The following is a 1,117-nucleotide window of genomic DNA, read 5'->3' on the forward strand; positions in this document are numbered from 1 at the left end:
TTAAATCAAAATTAAATTGTAAAACTGTTTTTATTTAAGCCATGTATGCCTTCTAAAAGCGAAACGTCTCATTATTCATTGTGAATTAACTTTCAATGACTAAAAGGGCATTAACTATGTCACTACACTACGAATAAGTAGCTTTTTACACCAAATTTAAAAAGCCACTTATTGAATAGGGCAATTGTAACTATGTGAAGTCACTATGCGGTAAAAGGGATTATTACATACCTACATATCTACTTTTTAAGAGAAAAATATGAATTGAGACCAATCACTTAACGCTATAATAGTTTGTTGTGTAGGCGGGGCTACATAGATTAAACCTGCAATGGCAATAATCGAAGCTAGCGTAATTAATTTATTATCGAAGTCAGCTATTTTCATAGCGGTGCCAAAAGATCGTTTAATGGTGACATTGCTTAAATCTACGCTGTAAATTTCGTCCAGCAATAAATGAATTAACCCGCCTAGTAAAATAAATCCACCTGTTAGCCAGGCAAAAGTGGCTGCTTGTGCTGTTGATTGGTCATTCAGTTTCCATGCTACTTGCGTTGTTAATAGCGCGCATAACAGTATAAATAGTAAAGAGTGGCAACTACCTCTGTGTACTGTGATCCATTCAAAAATGGGTCTAATAATATATTTCATAAATCCGTACACCAATAACGGCACTACGATTAATTCGATAAAACTAATTGTAATAATGAGCTCGGTGGTTATGTAATGCAGTACCAGTAATACAGCGCTGAGTGCAAATAAGTTAAAAATAGTATCGAGTGATGTGGAGTTATCTGAATCTATGTCGGGTAATAAGCCGCCGATTGAGCCTAAAAACCATAACCAGAGCGCGTCCTTTAAATCAATATGGCCTGCAGATAATAAGGTGGCTGAGGTTAAGCCTGTGATGATTAGCGCAGTATTAAGATGAGTATTGAAGTTTGCCATTGTGTCTCTTGATAGGAAAATAGGGGGGCATTCTAACAATCAAAAACTTAATTGTTCAATTTACTTTAAAGGTGGGCTTAAAATAGCGTGAGCTTGGATAATAAATTTATTTATGGCTGCTATTTTTAGCAGCCACTTTTAGCGGTAATTTTGTTTTATTTACTTTACC

At 35.2% G+C, this 1,117-nt stretch carries 1 protein-coding gene; it reads right to left on the minus strand.

Going from position 1 to position 1,117, the window contains the following annotated elements:
- Positions 1-246: 246 nt before the first annotated feature.
- Positions 247-948, minus strand: a complete 702-nt coding sequence (locus GQR46_RS19955; protein ID WP_165742267.1) for a metal-dependent hydrolase — start codon at positions 946-948, stop codon at positions 247-249.
- Positions 949-1,117 lie beyond the last annotated feature (169 nt).

The organism is Pseudoalteromonas sp. Z1A6, assembly GCF_011378745.1.
GTDB classification, from domain to species: domain Bacteria; phylum Pseudomonadota; class Gammaproteobacteria; order Enterobacterales; family Alteromonadaceae; genus Pseudoalteromonas; species Pseudoalteromonas arctica.

What these genes read in the sequence shown, in the direction of transcription:
- GQR46_RS19955 (WP_165742267.1), bottom strand. Translation starts at nt 948, where the DNA reads ATGGCAAACTTCAATACTCATCTTAATACTGCGCTAATCATCACAGGC.